At 35.7% G+C, this 20,038-nt stretch carries 14 protein-coding genes and 2 pseudogenes; 6 read left to right on the top strand and 10 right to left on the bottom strand.

The window, feature by feature from the left end:
• Positions 1 to 81 precede the first annotated feature (81 nt).
• From brnQ to BR44_RS09860, 4 genes are all read right to left on the bottom strand, one after another.
• The gene (gene brnQ, locus BR44_RS09875) at positions 82 to 1,446 is read right to left on the bottom strand and encodes a branched-chain amino acid transport system II carrier protein (protein WP_034552350.1); all 1,365 of its coding nucleotides are present in this window, start codon (positions 1,444 to 1,446) and stop codon (positions 82 to 84) included.
• 606 nt (positions 1,447 to 2,052) lie between these two features.
• Positions 2,053 to 2,733 carry an amino acid ABC transporter permease gene (locus tag BR44_RS09870; RefSeq protein WP_034552348.1) on the bottom strand — a complete coding sequence of 227 codons (681 nt, stop codon included), beginning with the start codon at positions 2,731 to 2,733 and terminating at the stop codon, positions 2,053 to 2,055.
• Positions 2,734 to 2,750: 17 nt separating this feature from the next.
• Positions 2,751 to 3,602 carry a transporter substrate-binding domain-containing protein gene (locus BR44_RS09865; RefSeq protein ID WP_425393561.1) on the bottom strand — a complete coding sequence of 284 codons (852 nt, stop codon included), beginning with the start codon at positions 3,600 to 3,602 and terminating at the stop codon, positions 2,751 to 2,753.
• 284 nt (positions 3,603 to 3,886) lie between these two features.
• Entirely contained in the window at positions 3,887 to 4,849 is a 963-nt protein-coding gene (locus BR44_RS09860; protein WP_034552346.1) for a phosphoglycerate dehydrogenase, read from the bottom strand.
• 127 nt (positions 4,850 to 4,976) lie between these two features.
• Between BR44_RS09860 and BR44_RS09855 the strand changes: the two genes are divergently transcribed.
• The gene (locus BR44_RS09855; protein WP_245592964.1) at positions 4,977 to 6,056 is read left to right on the top strand and encodes a hypothetical protein; all 1,080 of its coding nucleotides are present in this window, start codon (positions 4,977 to 4,979) and stop codon (positions 6,054 to 6,056) included.
• A gap of 387 nt (positions 6,057 to 6,443) precedes the next feature.
• The gene (locus BR44_RS09850) at positions 6,444 to 8,072 is read left to right on the top strand and encodes an ABC-F family ATP-binding cassette domain-containing protein (RefSeq protein WP_034552343.1); all 1,629 of its coding nucleotides are present in this window, start codon (positions 6,444 to 6,446) and stop codon (positions 8,070 to 8,072) included.
• Positions 8,073 to 8,130: 58 nt separating this feature from the next.
• Here the strand turns inward: BR44_RS09850 and BR44_RS09845 are convergent, their stop codons facing one another.
• Positions 8,131 to 9,585: a DEAD/DEAH box helicase gene (locus BR44_RS09845; RefSeq protein WP_034552340.1), complete on the bottom strand. Its 1,455-nt coding sequence runs from the start codon at positions 9,583 to 9,585 to the stop codon at positions 8,131 to 8,133.
• A gap of 314 nt (positions 9,586 to 9,899) precedes the next feature.
• On the opposite strand from BR44_RS09845, the gene BR44_RS09840 reads away from it, so the two are divergent.
• Positions 9,900 to 10,517 carry an MBL fold metallo-hydrolase gene (locus BR44_RS09840; protein ID WP_034552338.1) on the top strand — a complete coding sequence of 206 codons (618 nt, stop codon included), beginning with the start codon at positions 9,900 to 9,902 and terminating at the stop codon, positions 10,515 to 10,517.
• 73 nt (positions 10,518 to 10,590) lie between these two features.
• A complete protein-coding gene (locus BR44_RS09835; RefSeq protein ID WP_034552336.1) occupies positions 10,591 to 11,556 on the top strand; it encodes an asparaginase in 966 nt (321 codons plus the stop codon).
• Positions 11,557 to 11,703: 147 nt separating this feature from the next.
• On the opposite strand, the gene BR44_RS09830 is transcribed toward BR44_RS09835, so the two are convergent.
• Positions 11,704 to 13,440 carry an ABC transporter ATP-binding protein gene (locus tag BR44_RS09830; RefSeq protein ID WP_245592963.1) on the bottom strand — a complete coding sequence of 579 codons (1,737 nt, stop codon included), beginning with the start codon at positions 13,438 to 13,440 and terminating at the stop codon, positions 11,704 to 11,706.
• Positions 13,441 to 13,769: 329 nt separating this feature from the next.
• Here BR44_RS09830 and BR44_RS09825 point away from each other — a divergent pair, with 329 nt between their 5' ends.
• On the top strand, positions 13,770 to 14,330 hold the full coding sequence (locus BR44_RS09825) for a helix-turn-helix domain-containing protein (RefSeq protein ID WP_034552331.1): 561 nt from the start codon (positions 13,770 to 13,772) through the stop codon (positions 14,328 to 14,330).
• Positions 14,285 to 15,160, top strand: a pseudogene (locus tag BR44_RS09820) (IS3 family transposase); the annotation flags it as partial. The gene BR44_RS09825 and the pseudogene BR44_RS09820, both read left to right, overlap by 46 nt.
• Positions 15,161 to 15,209: 49 nt before the next feature.
• Here the strand turns inward: BR44_RS09820 and BR44_RS09815 are convergent.
• The 4 genes and pseudogenes from BR44_RS09815 to BR44_RS09800 all read right to left on the bottom strand — a co-directional run bounded on the left by BR44_RS09815 (position 15,210) and on the right by BR44_RS09800 (position 19,985).
• Entirely contained in the window at positions 15,210 to 16,592 is a 1,383-nt protein-coding gene (locus BR44_RS09815; protein ID WP_034552328.1) for a glycoside hydrolase family 32 protein, read from the bottom strand.
• Between the two features lie 39 nt (positions 16,593 to 16,631).
• Positions 16,632 to 18,011, bottom strand: a pseudogene (locus BR44_RS09810) (sucrose-specific PTS transporter subunit IIBC); the annotation flags it as partial.
• Positions 18,012 to 18,229: 218 nt separating this feature from the next.
• On the bottom strand, positions 18,230 to 19,213 hold the full coding sequence (locus BR44_RS09805; RefSeq protein WP_034553255.1) for a LacI family DNA-binding transcriptional regulator: 984 nt from the start codon (positions 19,211 to 19,213) through the stop codon (positions 18,230 to 18,232).
• 4 nt (positions 19,214 to 19,217) lie between these two features.
• A complete protein-coding gene (locus BR44_RS09800; protein WP_051912685.1) occupies positions 19,218 to 19,985 on the bottom strand; it encodes an acyl-[acyl-carrier-protein] thioesterase in 768 nt (255 codons plus the stop codon).
• Positions 19,986 to 20,038 lie beyond the last annotated feature (53 nt).

The raw sequence follows: 20,038 nt of genomic DNA, 5'->3' as shown, positions 1-20,038 counted from the left end.
TGAAATCTAAAAGATGAAATCTAAAGTGAGTGGTCTTTTTCATTCCTAGAATGAACGGGTATATAAAACACTACTTTATTATCACTTTGCATTTGGTTTCGTAACTAAACTTATTATCCAACCCATAATCAATCCGACCATTGCCGGCAATAACCATCCCATGCCACTGTCAAACAAAGGCAAATAGGTACTATAGAATGTTAACATGTTTTGGATACCATCTAATCGACGAATAGCATCAGGCAAAGCATTTAGCATGTCTGCGATACTCACGAATAGTGTTAAAACGGTTGTTGTAACATAGACAACTTGCCGATTTTTAAATAAGGGTGAAATCAATGCTAATATAATTAATGTAATAGCTAAAGGATATAAAAACATTAAAACCGGAATTGAATAGCTAATAATTTTTGTCAAGCCAACATTTCCTACTAAACAAGCCACAATACTGAACATAACAACATAGGTCTTGTAGCTAAATGTTTTTGGGAACATTTCATGGAATGTTTCTGAACAAGCTGTAATTAGGCCGATAGCTGTTTTTAAACAAGCTATCGTGACGATAATGGCCAATAAAATACTGCCTAAAGAGCCAAAATAATAATGAGAGATTTGAGTTAAGGCAATTCCTCCATTTTCTGAAACTGGAAAACGTCCAACACTCATTGTTCCAAGATAAGCTAAGCCGGCGTAAATGAACCCCATTAAAATCATGCTAATTAATCCAGATTTAATGGTATCTCTAGCAATTGAAGCAGGTTTTGTTACTCCTAATCCTTTAATGGTCTGGACAACAATGATACCAAAAGCTAATGAAGCCAACGCATCCATTGTATTGTACCCTTCAGTAAACCCACTCGAGAAAGGAGCTGTTACATAACTTCCAGTAATAGGAGCTGCTATTATTCCACCTAAGGGCTTGATAAAGGCTGTAATCATTAAAACACTTAAAAAAATCAAAAATAGAGGATTTAATATTTTTCCTACATAAACCAATATTTTAGTAGGCTTTAAAGAAAGCAATAAGGCCGATCCAAAAAATGCTACTGTAAAGAGGGCTAACCCAAGTGTTTGATACTGCTCTCCGATATAGGGAGCAAGTCCAATTTCATAAGAAACGGTCCCAGTTCTTGGTAAGGCAAAAAATGGTCCAATAGTTAAATACAAAGCTGTAGTCATAAAATAGCCATAATAAGGATGGATACGACTAGATAATTCAAATAATCCACTGCTGTTAGAGACTCCGATTGCAACTACCCCAAGAAAAGGCAATCCAATACCTGTAATCAAAAAACCTAGTGTTGCCCAACTAACGCTTGAACCTGCAAGTTGACCCATGTGTACTGGAAAAATCAAATTACCAGCACCAAAAAATAATCCAAATAACATTGAACCAATATAGAGATACGAAGAAAGTGTTAGTTTCTGCTCATTAGTGTTTACCATGTATAACTCCTTTTTAAGACACTTTTTTCATTTCTTATGACTATATCCTTTTTTGACAATGACTTCAAGACTATTTTTTTGAAACGAGTATAACTGGATGGGAATGAACTCGACAAAAAAAAGCCTTAAAAAGAATAATCTTTTCAAGACTGCCTGAATTATTCATAGTATTTTTTACAGGATTATTTTTTTGCTAATTAAAAAAACAAGTGTCACTACAAAATGCATACCGTATTTTTTTAACCTTGCTTTACTTCTTTGTTATGACCCCGATTTCATAAGCCCGATTAGCTTATCGCATCTTATTCATGAAAATAGATAAGTTTGGTTTATTTTTCATACGACTTGTCTAAAAAAACAGCATGGACAAGTTGGCTATTTTTTCTCTGACTTGTCCATCTAGAAGACTACCCTACCTAAATTTACAAATCGCTTAATTTTTAACCAACTAATGAACCCGCGAAAGTACGATTAAGCCGCGCATCCATCCCTTTCTAATTGATTTCATGAAAAGTAGCCTCACAATTAATATTTAGTGAATTTCGAGAAGAGCTATGAATTATTCAAGAACTGTTTCATTTTTTTATAGCCTATCCTGCTAGTTTTTTAATTTGTATAAACAGCCATCTTTTTTTCAAGATAATTTTGAAAAAGAGCAAATAAACTACAAATTGCCCAATATACTAAGGCTACTAAGATATACATTGTCATATAATCAAATTCTCGTCCGCCAACGATCTTAGCTTGCTGAAATATTTCTGGCACAGTAATCATTGCTGCTAAAGCTGTCCCTTTAATTAAATCCAACAAGACATTACTTAATGGTGGAACAGCAATACGCATCGCTTGCGGGACAATAATTTTCCGCATAACAACGACCCATTTTAGTCCTAGAGCATAAGCAGCTTCCCATTGCCCTTTATCAACTGAAAGTAGCGCCGAACGCATAATCTCAGCTATATAAGCACTCGAACTCAAACTAAATCCAATAATAGCTGCGTTTACAGCTGAAAATTGAATTCCAATAAAAGGAAATCCAAAATAAAGAATAAATAAGAGGACGAGTAAAGGGGTACCTCTCATAAAGGAAATATATATTCTTGCAAGTATATCAGCTACTTTAACATCTGACATCCGCATAATAGCTAGAAAAAAACCAAGCCCCATCCCTATTATCATGCTCGTTACTGAAATTCCTAAAGTATATCCTAGCCCTTTTAAAACATACGGTAAACTATCTAGGGCTAACATAGGATCAAAAATATATTGCCATTGAACATCCAACATTTACGAACACCGACTTTCTACTCCGATAATTCAATTACTGGAAAATCATAATCTATTTGTTCGGTTACATCTTCCCCATCATAAAATTCTTTTGATAATTCTGATAACGTTCCATCAGAAATCATTTCTTCTAATGCTGTATTTATTTTTTCGGTTAACTCGTCGTTTCCTTTTTTCATAGAGTAGTTTGTTTCAGAAGGATTATAAAAAATATCGTGCACTTTGACCGGAATCTCCGGTAGTGCTGCTACTGCTAGTTTTTGAGAGTAATAATCATTTAATATAACATCTGTTCGACCGTTAGCTACATCACTTAGATACTGGTCATTTGTCGCATTATCATAAATAACTTCTTTTGCTTCATAATGACGGGCGACCTTCATGTAAGAAGTTGTCGCTGCACCTGCTGCTTTTTTATCTTTTAAATCCTCTAAAGTTTCAATTCCTGAATTATCTGATTTCCTGACGACCATCGCGCCGTAAGAGTATTTATATGGGATAGTGTAATTGTATTTGTCCGCATCTTCTCCATCCCGATCAATTCCCATTGCTGCTACATCTATGGCTCCACTATTAACAGAAGTCAACATTCCGTCTACTCCCATTTCTGTAAAGTCTATTTTTACTTTTAACCGATCGGCGACTTCACGAATAACTTCAACTTCGTAGCCAGTTAATTTATCTGTTTCTTTTTCATGGTATGAACTAGGATAAAGGGTTCCTGACGTAGCAACTTTTAACACGCCACGATCTTCAATTTCTTCCCACGCTGTTTGTTCATTTTGATTGGCCTCTTTTTCTTTTGTCCCACAAGCTCCTAAGGTTAGACTAGCTACTGCTATTAATCCTAAAATCATTGTCTTTTTCAAACTGTATCCATCTCCTTTGAATATTCTCTTTTCTGTTGGTTGGCAAATTTGTTATCTGTCTCCTCAAATAGATTAACAACCCTTTATAACGTAGTCAAAGAAATCAGAAAGATAATTAGAAAAGCTATCCCTTTTTAATAAATGCAATCTAAGAACCTATCCCTACAGTCTTTTAGAAGAATGGATAAAAAACAATATTGTCTTTTTCGCTTAGCTTAATTTAACGTTTCCTGAATCGAAGAAAAAAATTAGGATGCGCAAAAAGCGCACCCTTTTTTTATTTTTTAATAGTTTTTTTCGTAATCAACAACATTTTCAGTTAAGGGTTCATTCGCAACATAAGTACGTAGATTTTTTTCAAAAATAGCAAACAATCGTTTTTTGAAATTTTCTGCAATCCCAGATATATGAGAAGTAATCAGTACATCTTCACGATTCCACAACGGACTTTCTGCTGCTAACGGTTCTTGTTCAAAAACATCCAACCCTGCAAAAGCGACTTTTCCGCTATCTAAAGCTCTAATTAAACTCGAAATATCTACTGATGGACCGCGCCCAACATTCAAAAAAAGTGTTTTATCCTTAAATGAGTGAAACAAGTCATCGTTGAAAAAATGAATCGTTTTTTGAGTTAATGGTAAAATATTTACAACTATGTCTGCTTGTGATACTTGTTCCTTTAGCGCTTCTTGAGCATATGTTTCATCCATGAACTCGACTTTACGTCCGTTGCTGTTTATCCCGATTGTTTTCATATTAAAAGCCTTTGCCAATCGGCCAATTTCTTTGCCAATTTTTCCTGTTCCGACAATCATTATTGTTTTGCCATGTATCTCTATCAGACTTTTAGTTTGATTCCAAGTATTTGTCCTCTGATTTTTAATGGCTTCTTTTATCCCTCTTGTATAGGTTAAAAGCATACCGAATACCGATTCCGCAATAGGAATACTATGAATCCCACTACCATTCGTTAAGATAATCTTATTTTTCTTTAAGCTATCTAAATCTAAAAAATCTACTCCCGCAGCTTGACCTTGAATCCATTTTAAGTTGCTGTTTTTATTTCCGAGTAATTCTTTGCTTTTCTGACCTTTCCAACCATAAATAATTTCAATGTTGTCTAACGGAAAGTCCGTCACACTTTTTTCATCCCACGCTTTGATTAATTCATAGTTAGGCGCTATTTCTCTTATTGCTTCCAATTGATCTTTTGTCGTTTCATATGCTAGCCAAATTGCTTTTTTCATCGTTTTATCAGCCTCCAATTTTTTATTTGTTCTTATTGTCTCACTTTGTACTAAAATAGCCAACCCTACTAAACTATTTCGTAATTTTTTCCATGCTTGTTCCGCAAATTGATAGAAAAATGATACAATGGATAAAAGAAAGACTCGTTACGAAAGAGGGATTGAAATGGATTTCGAACATGTATTAACAACTAAAATTACAATTAATGGAACCTTCCAAGATTTCCAACTTTACAGTGGTAAATTCTATCTTTGGCTAACAACAAATGAGTTAGTTATTTATGATTGGAATAAATGGATGAACTATTTAGCTTTTGTAGACCGAATGATATACTTTGAACCTCAACCTACAGAACAATTAACCATTCAAATTGAAGCTTTAGAACCTTTTAAAGAAAAGTCTATTTCATTTTCAGAACCCATTTATGATAGTGCTATTTTTGATCACGTTTTATATTATTCTGATGCCTCTGGATTTTATCGTTATTCTTTAATCTCTAAAGAGGCCAAGAAAGAGCGCATTTCTTCTATCCCAATTTTCCAAATTGATCTGTCAACAAATGGGCGAATGGCTTTAGCTGCTGGCGATAATGGCTTATTAGAGTACTTAGTTTCTTCTTATTATCTATTTAACGAGCCTATCACTCAGCTGACACCTAGATTACTTCAACTGAGTACTCGTTACACTCTCAAAACAGAATGGAAAAAGCATGATTTAATTCAGTATGGTAAAGCCAATCAAACGGATAGCTATTTTTTAAGTTTCAACGAGAAAAAAGGTTTACTGCAGCTAGTAAAAGATGAACCTATGTACTTGATTGAAGCAAGTAATTCCAGTCTTATTCAGGAACTCCCACTCCCTTTATCACTTAATCAACCTTCTATGGATAGTGGGTTATTATTTGCTTTCGAGATGGATAAGGGGACATTAAAAAAAGATCCTCTTTATCGTTCTAAAAATATCCAGGTCCTAACCAAAGTAGAATCCGAAATGAAAACGGAGCTGGACTCGCTGGATGACTTAATCATCAGCGAAGCCCACTCTTTACTAAATGTATCCTTAAACAGTATTAACTTATTGTCCCTAACAGCATCCGCTGTGAAAAAATGGCGCATTTATAGTCGAACACGTAATTACCGCAATCAATTGCATGTCTTATATAAAGATAAACTAATCTTGTACTTGTTTACTGAAGTTAAGCGATAACGTTCTAATTTTTATGCTCTTTTGTCTTTAGGAGATTGATGGAAATGAGTGAGTGAAATAAACCAATCAAACACAATAAAGATAGCAATTTGAAAAATCCAATGGCTGACAGAGTAACTATTAGTTGGAATGATACGAATAAAAAATTCGATACTCCTGATTTCATGCACAGTGTTGGTTGCATGGATAATCCCGATAAAAGAAGATTGTTGCTTACCACAGTACCTCTATCTTTTCTACTTTAAAAATTAAATTTTAAGCTTGTAGAACACAAACTTCTATAAGCTTTTGTTAAAATATTGGAAATACCTTTTTTAGCATAGATTTCGATGTGTATCCATGTTAAAATGGTTTGGATATACTATAGAATAGAGGTAAGTAAATTAAATGATTACAGTATCTAATGTTAGTTTAGAATTTTCTGACCGAAAATTATTTGATGAAGTTAATATTAAGTTCATCCCCGGTAACTGCTATGGCTTAATTGGTGCAAATGGAGCAGGAAAATCGACGTTTTTAAAAATTTTATCTGGTGAAATTGCACCTTCAACTGGAAATATCGCACTTGGCCCTGACGAACGTTTAACTACTTTAAAACAAGATCATTACGGTTTTGAAGAATACACCGTTTTAGAAACGGTTATTATGGGACACGATCGTTTGTATGAAATTATGAAAGAAAAAGACACTGTCTACATGAAAGAAGATTTCACAGATGAAGATGGCATTCGTGCTGCTGAATTAGAAGGTGAATTTGCAGAATTAGATGGTTGGGAAGCTGAACCTCAAGCTGCTGTTTTACTTCAAGGTTTAGGCATTTTAGAAAATCTACATGACACTAAAATGAGTGAACTATCAGGAGGACAAAAAGTTAAAGTTCTTTTAGCTCAAGCACTATTTGGCAAACCAGATGTTCTTTTACTTGATGAGCCTACCAATGGTTTAGACAAATTATCCATTGAATGGTTAGAGGAATTTTTAATCAACTTCCCTAATACCGTTATTGTGGTTTCCCATGACCGTCATTTCTTAAATAAAGTTTGTACTCATATGGCTGATGTTGACTTTGGTAAAATCAAAGTTTATGTTGGAAACTATGACTTCTGGTTAGAATCAAGTCAACTAGCTAGTAAATTAGCTGGTGATGCTAATGCTAAAAAAGAAGATCAAATTAAAGAATTGCAAGACTTTATCGCACGATTTAGTGCTAATGCCTCTAAATCTAAACAAGCGACTTCACGTAAAAAAACATTGGAAAAAATCACATTAGATGATATCCAACCTTCTTCACGTCGTTACCCATTTGTCGGCTTTTCTCCAGATAGAGAAATCGGGAATGATTTAATTCGTGTTGAAAATATCTCAAAAACCATCGATGGCAAAAAAATATTAAGCAATATTACTTTTGCTTTAAATAAAGATGATAAAGTTGCTTTTAGCAGTATGAATGAAGCTGCTATTACGGTTCTTTTTAAAATTATCATGGGTGAAATGGAACCTGATTCAGGAACATTTAAATGGGGTGTGACAACTTCTCAAACCTACTTGCCTAAAGACACAACTTCAGAATTTGAACAGACTGATATGACTATTGTAGATTGGTTACGCCAATTTGCTTCAGCAGAAGAAAGTGACAATACTTTCTTACGTAGTTTCTTAGGACGTATGCTTTTCTCTGGTGAAGATGTTATGAAAAAAATCGGCGTTCTTTCCGGAGGCGAAAAAGTTCGTTGTATGTTATCAAAAATGATGTTAAGTAAAGCAAATGTGTTGGTTTTAGATGACCCAACAAACCATTTAGATTTAGAGTCTATCACAGCTTTAAATGATGGTTTAATGACATTTAAAGGCGCTATGTTATTCGCATCACATGACTACCAATTCGTTCAAACGATTGCAAATCGTATTATCGAAATCACTCCAAATGGTGTTGTTGACCGTGCAGAAACCACTTATGAACAATTCTTAGAGAACAAAACGGTTCAAGAACAAATCAAAGAGCTTTATGCTAAATAATTCGTGATAAAAAATAGACCACAGCCAACTATTCTTAGTTTGGCTGCGATCTGTTTTTTTATTTGTTTGCATTTGCTTTGTGGACTTTTAATTGCTTCCCTTTAACGGTTCTTTCTTTCATCTCTTCAATCACTCTTGGACCTTTACCATTTAATACTTCTACGTATGTGACGTTTTCTTGAATCGTAATGATCCCAATATCATCGGCTTTAATTCCTGGAATATTTGTTAACGTTCCAACAAAATCAACAGCTCTTAATTTTTTCTTTTTGCCGCCATTAAAATAAATTTTCGTTATACCTCGGTTCAACTCTTTGTTTCGAGCTGTTTTAACAATCAACCGTTCTTGCATTTTCTTTTCAAATGCTGATTTATGCGATTGAACAAAGCGACTATTTGGAGCGCTAATTTCAGTGATTTCTTGTTGTGCGTAAGCTCTTACTTCTTGCCACCAAGGTCTTTCTTTAGGGGTAACCAACGTTAAAGCTGTGCCTGTTTTCCCAGCACGACCGGTTCTTCCTGTCCGATGAATAAAACTCTCTTTTTCTACAGGCACATCATAGTTGATGACGTGTGTCACGTTATCGATATCAATGCCGCGAGCTGCTACATCAGTCGCTACCAAATAACGGAATTTTCCTTTTCTAAAATCATCCATCACACTGAAACGATCTTCTTGCACCATTCCACCGTGAATTTTATCAATGGTTAATCCAGCTTTATTCAAGAAGACATACAATTGATTAACGGCTTCTTGTGTATTACAAAAAATCATACAGCTATCTGGATTTTCAACAATGAGTAAATCCAACAGCTGCTCTGGTTTCTTATCCGGCTCAACTTTTAAATAAGATTGAACAATTTTAGGCTTAGATTGTTCTGTTGCTTCAATCTTAACGGATACTTTATCGGCTTTCATATAAAAACTAGCTAATCGTTCAACTTCTGCTGGCATTGTAGCTGAAAACAATAGTGTTTGACGTTCTTCTGGTAGGAATTCAATAATGGCAGCCATTTGATCAATAAAGCCCATATTTAACATTTCATCGGCTTCGTCAATGACCAAGTACCGTAGCTTATCCACTTTAAATGTTCCTTTTTGTAAATGATCGAGTACTCGTCCAGGTGTTCCGACTACGATGTGACTTTTTTGTTTTAATTCTGATTTTTGGGTTTCAAAAGAGGATTTCCCAAAAACAGCAGTAGCCTTTATGCGTTTTAAACGCCCAATATTGGTGATGTCTTCTTTTACTTGCAAAGCAAGTTCTCTAGTTGGTACTAAGACTAAGGCTTGTGGATGATTTTCTTCCCAAATGACATTTTCACATAATGGAAGACCGTAACTCACTGTTTTTCCACTACCCGTTTGTGACTCAACAATCACATCTTTTTTGGCTAATGCTAAGGGTAACACTTCTTTTTGAACAGCAGTAGGCTTATAGTAACGTAAACTTTCTAACGCCTCGATAAGTTCTTGTGCAATATTAAATTCTTCAAACATATTTCTTTTCATAATAACCTCACTCATTTGTTTTATTTTTATTAGTATAACAGGATTTCTGTTTTAATATAGCTTTTTCGCAACGAACTTAGCAGTCTCTCACAATTTTTAACCCACTTATTCGCTAACGAATGGGCTATGAAACTAACTAGTAATCGTTTATTTCATCAGATAACTCTTTTTCTCATCAGTTAAATTATAGCATTTATTTAGGTGAAATTAAAAAAAATCTCTACTATTCTTCTATTTAACTAGTTCTTGAACTGTTGCTTTTTTTCTTTTTCGAGTATACTTGTCCTAAACAGAAAATGAGAGGAACTTTTATTATGACTAAAATAAAACAAATTGTCACTGGAACAATAGCAGAGAATTGCTATGTTATTTACCAAGATAAGACGGCTTTAATTGTTGATCCGGGAGCTGACTTTTCAAAAATCATGAACGCTATCGAAGAGTTACAAGTAATGCCTGTCGCTATCTTATTAACTCATTGCCATTACGATCACATTGGGGCATTAGAAGAGACTCGTACAACCTATAATATTCCGGTTTATGTTAGTCCACTAGAAAAAGACTGGCCAATGAACCCTACACTTAACCTTTCGCAATCGCTCTTAAAACCTATTATTGCTCAACCAGCTGAATATGAGTTCGAAACGATGGAAGATTACAATTTTGATGGAATCGAACTTCGTGTTGTCCCTACTCCTGGTCATTCTCCTGGTGGAGTTAGCTTTATTTTTTCTGATTTTGTTATCACTGGTGATGCGTTATTTAAAAATGGTGTGGGCCGTTCTGATCTGCCCTTTAGTAACTCAAAAGATTTATTAAAGGGTATTAAAGAACAACTCTTTACATTAGCCGATAAGATGCTAATTTATCCAGGTCATGGTGAGAAATCGACTATTGGACAAGAAAAACTATCCAATCCCTTTTTCAATTAATTCTTTAAACGAAAAGTGGGTACTGAAACAAAGAACCACTTTTTTATTTTTTTACACAAGGAGGAAAATCTATTTGAAAACTATTTTAGTTTTACATACAGGCGGAACCATCGCTATGAGTGAAGACCAAACTACTGGTAAAGTTCATCCAAATACAGAAAATCCATTACAAAAACACAGCCATTTATTTGATAAAGAAGCCAACTTGATTGTAGAGGATTTTTTTCAACTGCCTTCTCCTCATATCACTCCTAAAGAAATGCTGGCTTTAAAAAATCGAATCGAACAGGCTATTCTTTTGCATGAAGCTGATGGTTTTGTTATTACTCACGGAACAGATACTTTAGAAGAAACAGCTTATTTTTTAGATTTAACCTTGAGTCACGCTTTGCCTATTGTTCTTACCGGTGCCATGCGTTCAAGTAATGAAATTGGTTCAGATGGATTATACAACTTCCAAAGTGCTGTTTGGGTAGCTTTATCCGATGAAGCTCAAAATAAAGGTGTTTTAGTCGTTATGAATGATGAGATTCATACCGCTCGTTATGTGACTAAGACACATACTTCAAATGTTGCTACCTTTCAAACACCTACTTTTGGACCAATTGGTTTGATTTCTAAAAATGAAGTCTTATTTTTCCAAAAACTCATTACAGAAGAAAAATTCACCATTTCTTCTGTTGATAAAAATGTGTATGTATTAAAAGCTTATGCTGGAATGGACGGTACCCTTTTTGAAGCTTTAAACAAACCTGAAACCGATGGGCTAGTCATCGAGGCTCTAGGTGCGGGTAATTTGCCACCTGCTGTCTTACCTTCGTTGCATCGATTATTAGATAAAAAGATTCCCGTGGTTTTAGTTTCCCGTTCATTTAATGGAATCGCGCAAGATGTATACGACTATTTGGGTGGTGGAAAACAACTACATGAAGCTGGAGTTATCTTCACCAATGGGTTGACCGGTCCTAAAGCTCGCATTAAATTAATGGTCGCTTTAGATACCACTCGAGACCCAGTTGAAATTGCTCAGTATTTTTAATGAAATTTTTATGGCATGCGCTAAAACAAAAAATCGCATATATAAAGAAGCTGAATCAAAAGATAAAAAGAACACACCTAAACTAGTATATAAACCCATTCGTTTAGGCGTGTTTTTTGTGTGCTTTTTAAATGTGAGAGAGTGAATCTAGGATAGTAACCCTTGTCCTTGTGCGAATTCTCGGTATAACGGATGGAAATCGATTAACTCCTGATGGGTGCCAATTCCAGTAATACGCCCCATTTCTAAAAAAATGAGTTGATCCGCTTCAACAATCGTTGATAGCCGATGGGCAATGATTAACGTCGTCCGTCCGTCCATCAGTCGCTGCAATGCTTCTTGCACATGCGCTTCGGAACCACTATCCAAATTGGAGGTTGCTTCATCTAACAACAAAATCTCGGGATTGTTTAACAATGCTCGCGCAATAGCTATCCGTTGGCGCTGACCCCCAGAAAGTTTCATCCCTCGCTCTCCGACAAGTGTGTCAAAGCCATTCGACATCTCTTCAATAAATACAAGCGCATTTGCCGATTGTGCTGCACTTCGCACAGCTTCTATTGGAGGTCGATTTTTCAGTCCAAATACGATATTATCCATAATCGTTCCACTCAATAAAGGGCTCTCTTGAGAAACATAACCAATTCGCTTTCGCCAATCAGATAGGGCAATGTCACAAATCGGTGTCTCTCCCAAAAGTATTTCTCCAGATGTCGGTAGATAAAATCTTTCCAAGAGTGAAAAAAGGGTTGTCTTTCCTCCTCCACTTGGACCTACAAATGCTGTAACAGTACCGGGTTGTACTTGGAACGAAACATCTTTTAACACCTCTACACCTGAATCATACGCGAAATCGACCGCTTCGAAACGCACTACTCCTTCAGAAATAACTGTAATTCCTTCAGTTTTTTCACTGTCCATATCAAGAATCTGCTGGATTCGTTCCGTCGCTCCGACTGCTTTTTGGAAAACAGTAAATACTTGGGTCATCCGTGCAAACGGAAGAATAATCTGGAATAATAAAAATATGATAGCAACAAGTGTCCCTGCACTCAAAAGACCTTTTGATACTTGTGATCCACCATATCCTAGGATAACAACAACAATACTCATCATGACAAGAGTCATAACTGGAGATATAATGGACTGGACTTTTGCTTCTTTCAAGCCATATGAAAATAAGGAACGAATAGCTTTCTCTCCTTTCTCACCTTCTTTGGGTTCTGCTTGATAAGCCTTTACTAAACGGATATCACCTAACACTCTACTTAGGTGACCAGATAATTTTGCCATCTCTGTTTGTGTTGCTCGGGCAATTTTATACATGATATTACCGAGCGGCAAGATGATAGCCAGGCTAATTGGTACGCTAGTAAGCATAAGAAGTGTGATTCTCCAATCTAGATACAAGAGAATTCCCACTGCACCAATAATGGATATCATTCCAGTGATAAATGAAACAAGGTGCTCTGAAACAAGTTGTTTCAACAGTGATGTATCTTGCGTAATTCGACTCATCGTCTCCCCAGTTTCATTGTCATCATAATAGGAAACAGGTAACCTAAGAACTTTATTCCATAATTTAATACGTAAGTCTGCAACGATTGTCTCCCCTATATAAGCTAATAAATAGAGCGATAGTCCACCCAATAAGCCCTGTACGACAAAAACGGCAAATAGAAATAACCCTGTTTGCCAGCTAAAGGATGCTGCTGTTAAAGAATCCACTAGCTCTTTTGTAACTAGCGGGATGGCTAGACTGGCACCCGTTGAAAACAAAGACAATAAAAAAGCAAGTGCCATTCTCCCTTTCGGCCAATTGAGTTGATTCAACAAAGAAAGAAATTTTTTTATTGATCCTTTTGTATTTACTTTATTTTCCAAGATATCCCCTTCTTTCTCTTCTTATTTCTTAGCTGATTATTGAATCCACTAATTTTACAAAATAGTCTTCTTTTTCACCGGTTATCTGTCTCTATTGTAAACGTAACAACTTATAAAGACGAGTTTGTTATCAAAAAAAACGATTATACTTATCTTTAAATCCAATATACATGAACAAAGTCCTATTAACTAGAATAGAAAAAGCGATACTCCTCTCATAGATAGATGAAATGGAGTATCGTTAGATAAGAAAAAAGCTGGAACATATAGTATGGGTACCGACCCCCAAAAGTTAGAGTAAATAATCTAATTTTTGGGGGTCTTTTTGTATGGCTAAATATCATGCTGATTTAAAATTGAAAATTGTAAAGGAGTATCAAAATGGAACGTTGACATATGATCTATTGGCAAAAAAATATGGTATGCCAAGTTCATCACCTATAAAACAGTGGGTCAATCTTTATACTCATTATGGAAAAGAAGGGCTAATCCGAAAAAAAACAAAAGAAGTCTATTCTGTTCATTTCAAACTAGATGTATTACAATTTATGAAACGAACAGGTGCTTCTTATCAAGAAACGGCTAATTCCTTCGGAATCAGAGAATTCTCTATCATTGCGAACTGGAATCGTGCATTTAATAAAAAAGGTATAGAAGGCCTGAAATTTCAACCAAAGGGGCGACCTTCTATGTCTAAACATCCAAAGAAAAAAATAGAAAGTAAAGAAACTATGTCTAAAGAGCAAGAACTTAAGCATGAGAATGAGCTTCTACGCTTAGAGAATGCTTACTTAAAAAAGTTAAAAGCTTACGAGGAGAATCCGGATGCCTACCTCGAAAAGCACAAGCGGCGTTGGCATTCGAGCTCAAAGAAGAAGGATACAAAATAAAGGATGTCCTTGTAGTTGTAGATATTCCCGAAGCGACGTATCATTATCATTTAAAGCGATTGAACACAGACGAACAAGATATAGCTCTAAAAAATAAGATTTCAGAGCTATTTTATCGCTTCAAAGAACGCTATGGATACAAGCGGATCACGAATGAATTAAATAAAACTGGACTAGTGATCAATCATAAAAAAGTTTATCGGCTGATGAAAGAGTTAGATCTGAAGTGTATTAAATTTACTCGTAAGACTCGAAAGTATAACTCTTACAAAGGAACCGTTGGAAAAACTGCAAAAAATCTACTAAACCGACGGTTTTCTACTCCGCTTGCATTGCAAAAATTAGTGACAGATATAACTGAGTTCAAATGTCTTGATGATCAGAAACTTTATCTTAACCCAATTTATGATTTATATAATGGAGAAATCATCTCGTTTGGTATTAGTAAACGACCAACATTAGATTTAGTATTACGTCCTCTAGTAGAAGCCATTCAAATTGTAAAAGAGAACGGGACAGTTCGCACTACGATTCACTCTGATCAAGGCTGGCATTATCAGCATAATAAATGGAGATGCCATTTAAAAAAGAATAAGCTCTTTCAGAGTATGTCTCGCAAAGCCACCTGTTCTGATAATGCCTCAATGGAGAATTTCTTTGGGATTATGAAACAAGAAATGTATCACGGCGAGCCTCTAGTTACCTACGATCAACTTAAGAAACAGATAGAAGAGTATATCGATTGGTATAATACTATTCGCACAAAACAAAAACTGGCTGGCTTAAGTCCAGTAGAATACCGAACTCAAACCAGCCAGTTGGCTGCATAATATTAAACTCTAACTTTTAGGGGTCAGCACCATGTCCCAGCTTTTTTATTTATTGCTTTAAAGAATAGGCCGTTATTTTTGGCTCTTTGTCTGTTTCACAAAAAGAAATATCAAGTGTATTCACTTCTTGTGCTGGAAAATAACGTAAAGAAAATACTTCTTCTCCATCATTAACAAAAAGTTCGAGTGTGGAGCTTTCGAGAAACCCTTGCATCTGAGTCAATGGCCGCTTGAGCGTAACTGCACGCGTCTCTCTCTTATTAGTGAGCCAGTTTGTACGAGTCACTTGAATACGACGCAACGCTTTATCGTATTCGACCAACACTTCATTCCTGATTTGAAAAGCGAATGATCCTGCTGCCTCTTTCCAATTGAACGAAATTTCATTTTGCAGTGTGGTTAGTTGCAACGATTCTTTGGTCTTTCCTACGATAACTTGAGGTTGACCTTGCCTTAATTTTTCCAACTCCACTACCGGTCGCTGTATTAGTTGTCCCTCAGCATACAGCAACTCTCTTGGAATGGTTAAATTATGAATCCAACCATCTTGAACAGTTGGAACGGCTGCTTCAACTTCAGGTTCCATTACACCCATCCAGCCAAATAAAATATATCTTCCGTTATTATCTTGGAAAGTTTGAGGGGCATAGAATTCAAAGCCTCTATCCAATTCTTTAAACGGATGATCATCTGGTAAAAACTTACCTGTTTTTTTGAATTCACCTGTTAAATACCCAGATTGGTAAATATTATTAAACTCATCTCCTTTAGCCGTTAGTCCTTGTGGAGAAAAGATAAAGGCAGCTTTCTGTTCGAATTGCACTAAATCTGGACATTCCCACATAAAACTATCCTCATTAGCATGATCTATTAGAGAGCCTTTACAAGTCCAATCGATTAGGTTGGTTGAATGGTAAATTAACGTATCCCCTGTTAGGTTATCTTTTTGAGCGCCTAACACCATCCACCAATCGTTATTCTCTTCTTGCCACACTTTTGGATCTCTTATGTGTGCTGTATAACCACTTGGTTGAGCTATGACTGGTCCTTTTTTTTCGAAATGTATTCCATCTTCTGAGACTGCTAAACACTGATAACTTTCGCGTTCATTTTTTTCATTTCGGACATTACCGGTATAAAATAAATACAGTTTATTTTCAAATGATACGGCACTTCCAGAATAACAGCCATCTTTATCAAACCATTCATCTGGCTCCAGAGCTACTGGTTGATTAGTCCAATGGATTAAGTCATCGGAAGTAACATGGCCCCAGCTTTTGGTCGTATGGGTTGTGCCGTTTTGATTCCATTGGTAAAAGACGTGATACACCCCATTAAACTGAATCAATCCGTTGGGATCATTTAATAATCCCTTAGGAGCTGTGATATGATACCCCAATCCATATTTTCCCATTGTTTTATTCTGTGCCATTTTTTAAACTTCCTTTCACGCTTCTAGTTCATTTTTCATTTTATCGCTGTAACCAAAGAAATAAGTTAAGGTAAAAGCCACAGAAATTGCAATCACATTCGTCAATAAATACCAGATAATTTGGTTATTCAAATACAATAACGTTCCTGGAATAACGGTTATGGCCATACCTGAAGCTTCTAATCCCATGATATTTCCAAAGAATCCGCCGGCTGCTCCACCAACTAATCCGAAGATAAATGGCTTAACATATCTCAAATTCACACCAAATACTGCTGGTTCGGTAATCCCTAGAAAAGCAGATAAGGTCGAAGGATAAGCTAAAGCTTTCAATTTTTTAGATTTTGTTTTCATCGCTACTGCTAAAGATGCTCCACCTTGTGCGGCTATACTAGCTGTGATAATGCCGTTGAAAGGGTTTACTCCAGTATTTGTCAATAGTTGAATTTCTAGGAAATTAAATAGATGGTGAATACCGGTTACGACAACAATTTGGTTTAATCCACCGATAACTAATCCAGCTAAACCAAATGGCAAAGCTAATGCCCAGACGGTTGCATTTAATACAACTTCTTCTAAAGAGTGAAAAACAGGTCCAATCAAAAATAGCGATAAGATACTCATAATTAATAATGTCAAAAACGGTGTAAGCAATAAATCTAAATACTCTGGAACACGTTTGCGTATCCATCTTTCTAGTTTAGCTCCTGCAAAACCAGCAATAAAGGCCGGTAGAACCGTTCCTTGATAACCTACTACAGGAATAAAACCAAACATCGTAATTGGATCAGCGGTGCCGCCTGCAACTGCATAGGCATTGGGAAGGGCCGGATTAACTAGCATCAAACCTAAAACAATCCCAATAACGGGAGATCCGCCAAACACTTTGAATGAAGACCAAGCAACTAAGGCTGGTAAAAATGCAAAAGCTGTGTCAGTTAATACTTGCGTATACAATAAAAAGTTTGCACTAATATCTGCTGGTACTAGGCCGAAGACCGCTAATACTTGTTCTTGCGTCAACAAGCCACGCAATCCCATAAATAGTCCTGTTGCAACCAAAACTGGAATAATCGGAACAAATACGTCTCCAAAGGTCCGAATCGTCCGTTGAACTACATTTCCTTGCTTTTTAGCTTCTTGTTTCATATCACTTGTTGAGCTTCCAGGAGCTCCTAACGCCATCACTTCTTCATAAATTTTATTAACGGTACCGGTTCCAAAAATGATTTGAAACTGCCCTGAATTATAAAATGCTCCTTTTACCTTGTCAATATTTTCTATCGCTTCTTTATCGATACTTTCTTCCTTATTTACCATAATTCTCAAACGTGTCGCACAATGAGCTACCGATTGGATATTTTCATTTCCACCTACTGCTTCGATTACTTCTTTAGCAATTCTTTCGTTATCCGTCATTTTTATTTCCTCCTTTTATTGGTTTGTTGCTTTTTGGAACCGGTTCTTTTTCATTGTAACCGTTTTTATTTATTTTGTCCAGTACAAACTAGTTAAAAAAAATAGTTAGTCAAATACATTTCAATCCTTTCCTCAAAAAATAAATCCCTGGCTCTCCTCACTAATGATGTAACCTCAGGTACTATCAGTGAGGGAATTTGGGATTTATCATAATTGTTTTAATTCCACTTTTTAGTCGATTCATTTTTTATTAATTTATTTTTCAAAACCGTTTTCTTTGGAATAGTCGATCCTTCCAATAACAAAAGCAAATTTTTTACAGCTATTTGACCTAACTCTTGATACGCATACTTTACAGTCGTAATGGTTGGTGAGACGACTGTCGTAATTTGATAACCACCAAAGCCAGATAATGAAAAAACATCCGGAATCTCTAATTTCAACTGATGTGCAGCTTTTAATACAGCTAAAGCAATATTATCCGTCGCACAAATAATATAAGAAGCTTTTACTGAGGGCAATACTTCTAAAACTTGTTGGTAAGCTTTTTCAAAAGTAAAACTTATTTCAATCATTTTTACTGTGCTATCTTTTGTTTCCTTTAACGCATCTAATACACCTTTTTTGCGCAGTTGTCCTACCGCTACATCTGCCTCAAAAACATTCAAGTACAAAAAGTTTTTGTGTCCTAAATGAGTAGCATACTTGCCTATTTTAAACCCTGCATCATATTCATCGTGGACGATCGAGTAAAGGTCTTCAGCTTGTTGGCCTAATAAAATAACCGGAATACCGACATCAGCAATGGCTTTTTTGTGTGCTTCTGTGATAACCGTTGCAAATAAAAGAATCCCTGCAACCTTCTGACTCGCTAATGAATAAATACTTTCAATTTCTCTCTCAGAATTTTGATTCGTATTCGTGATTAGTAGTTGAAAATTTTTCTTTCTTAATCCTTCATCAATAGAAATTAACACTTCATTTGCAGAATAAGAATCTAGCCGTGGAATAATCGTTCCAATAATAGCGGTTTTTTTCGCTTTCAGACTTTGGGCAAACGTATTTGGTATATAGCCAGTTTCAGCAACGATTAGGCCTAATTTTTCTTTTGTTTTTTGACTCACTGATCCACCATTTAAATATCTGGAAACGGTACTTTTAGCAACCCCAGCTTGTTTAGCGATATCGTTGATTGTTACCATTTCTTCACCTGTTTGATTCCTCTCCATTTTTTTTCCAAGTCATGCTTGCTTCACTGTTTACTACATCTCCAGTCATAATACGGTGAGCAGAGATTATTTCCCCTTCTTCATTCTCAAAGAGACTCATTTGGCTATTTATTTGATTGCCATAGTAAACTTCTTTTTCAAATTTAATGTTAAGATGGGTTAATTTATGAGTTGTCAAAAAGTCATAATCCAATGTATCTATTGCCCAATCTAAGTATTTGGAATTATTCACATGTAGATTTGTATCAATATCTAAGTAACGGACACGGTATTCGTTTTCTGTAAATTGTTCCTCTACTACTTTTTCAGGTTTAGGCGTACGGACCAATTTTTTTGAAAAGGGTGCCTGAAAAGGTGCAACCGTTTCTTCTTGTATACGAACCATCTTCCTTTTTTCAAAATTCAACAATGCAAAGGTACTTTTAGCTGTTACGCAAAGAGTCCCTGTCTCATCGTATACATGAAATTCACGGTAACAAAATAATTTATTGTAAGACAAGGCTTGTGTCGTTATTTTTATTTTTTGATGAGCGGTTGGGATATGCTTAATATCTACCGCATACTGAAGCACAATCCATGCTAATCCTTTTTTAGCTAATTCTTCATCTCCTACACCCAACTCGTGGCTTTGTTCGCCTGACACTTGCATCATCACATTGACCAACATAGAAATAGTTAATTGCTTATTAGCATCACATTCATAGTAATTAATTTGGTGTTCTCTTTCAAAAATCTGGTTTTTCATAGTCATCCTCTTTTCATTCCTCTAATTCTTACACAAATATATCATACACCCCA

Source organism: Carnobacterium funditum DSM 5970, from assembly GCF_000744185.1.
GTDB classification, from domain to species: domain Bacteria; phylum Bacillota; class Bacilli; order Lactobacillales; family Carnobacteriaceae; genus Carnobacterium_A; species Carnobacterium_A funditum.
Note: the sequence above shows the minus strand (reverse complement) of the source record. Positions and strands in the feature narration are given on the sequence as shown.

Bases quoted from the DNA above. Each gene is read 5' to 3' on its own strand.
- BR44_RS09840 (WP_034552338.1), top strand. From the start codon at position 9,900: ATGACTAAAATAAAACAAATTGTCACTGGAACAATAGCAGAGAATTGC.
- BR44_RS09870 (WP_034552348.1), bottom strand. From the start codon at position 2,733: ATGTTGGATGTTCAATGGCAATATATTTTTGATCCTATGTTAGCCCTA.
- BR44_RS09825 (WP_034552331.1), top strand. From the start codon at position 13,770: ATGGCTAAATATCATGCTGATTTAAAATTGAAAATTGTAAAGGAGTAT.
- BR44_RS09805 (WP_034553255.1), bottom strand. From the start codon at position 19,213: ATGGTAACAATCAACGATATCGCTAAACAAGCTGGGGTTGCTAAAAGT.
- BR44_RS09850 (WP_034552343.1), top strand. From the start codon at position 6,444: ATGATTACAGTATCTAATGTTAGTTTAGAATTTTCTGACCGAAAATTA.
- BR44_RS09800 (WP_051912685.1), bottom strand. From the start codon at position 19,985: ATGAAAAACCAGATTTTTGAAAGAGAACACCAAATTAATTACTATGAA.
- BR44_RS09845 (WP_034552340.1), bottom strand. From the start codon at position 9,585: ATGAAAAGAAATATGTTTGAAGAATTTAATATTGCACAAGAACTTATC.
- BR44_RS09815 (WP_034552328.1), bottom strand. From the start codon at position 16,592: ATGGCACAGAATAAAACAATGGGAAAATATGGATTGGGGTATCATATC.
- BR44_RS09855 (WP_245592964.1), top strand. From the start codon at position 4,977: ATGGATAAAAGAAAGACTCGTTACGAAAGAGGGATTGAAATGGATTTC.
- BR44_RS09860 (WP_034552346.1), bottom strand. From the start codon at position 4,849: ATGAAAAAAGCAATTTGGCTAGCATATGAAACGACAAAAGATCAATTG.
- brnQ (WP_034552350.1), bottom strand. From the start codon at position 1,446: ATGGTAAACACTAATGAGCAGAAACTAACACTTTCTTCGTATCTCTAT.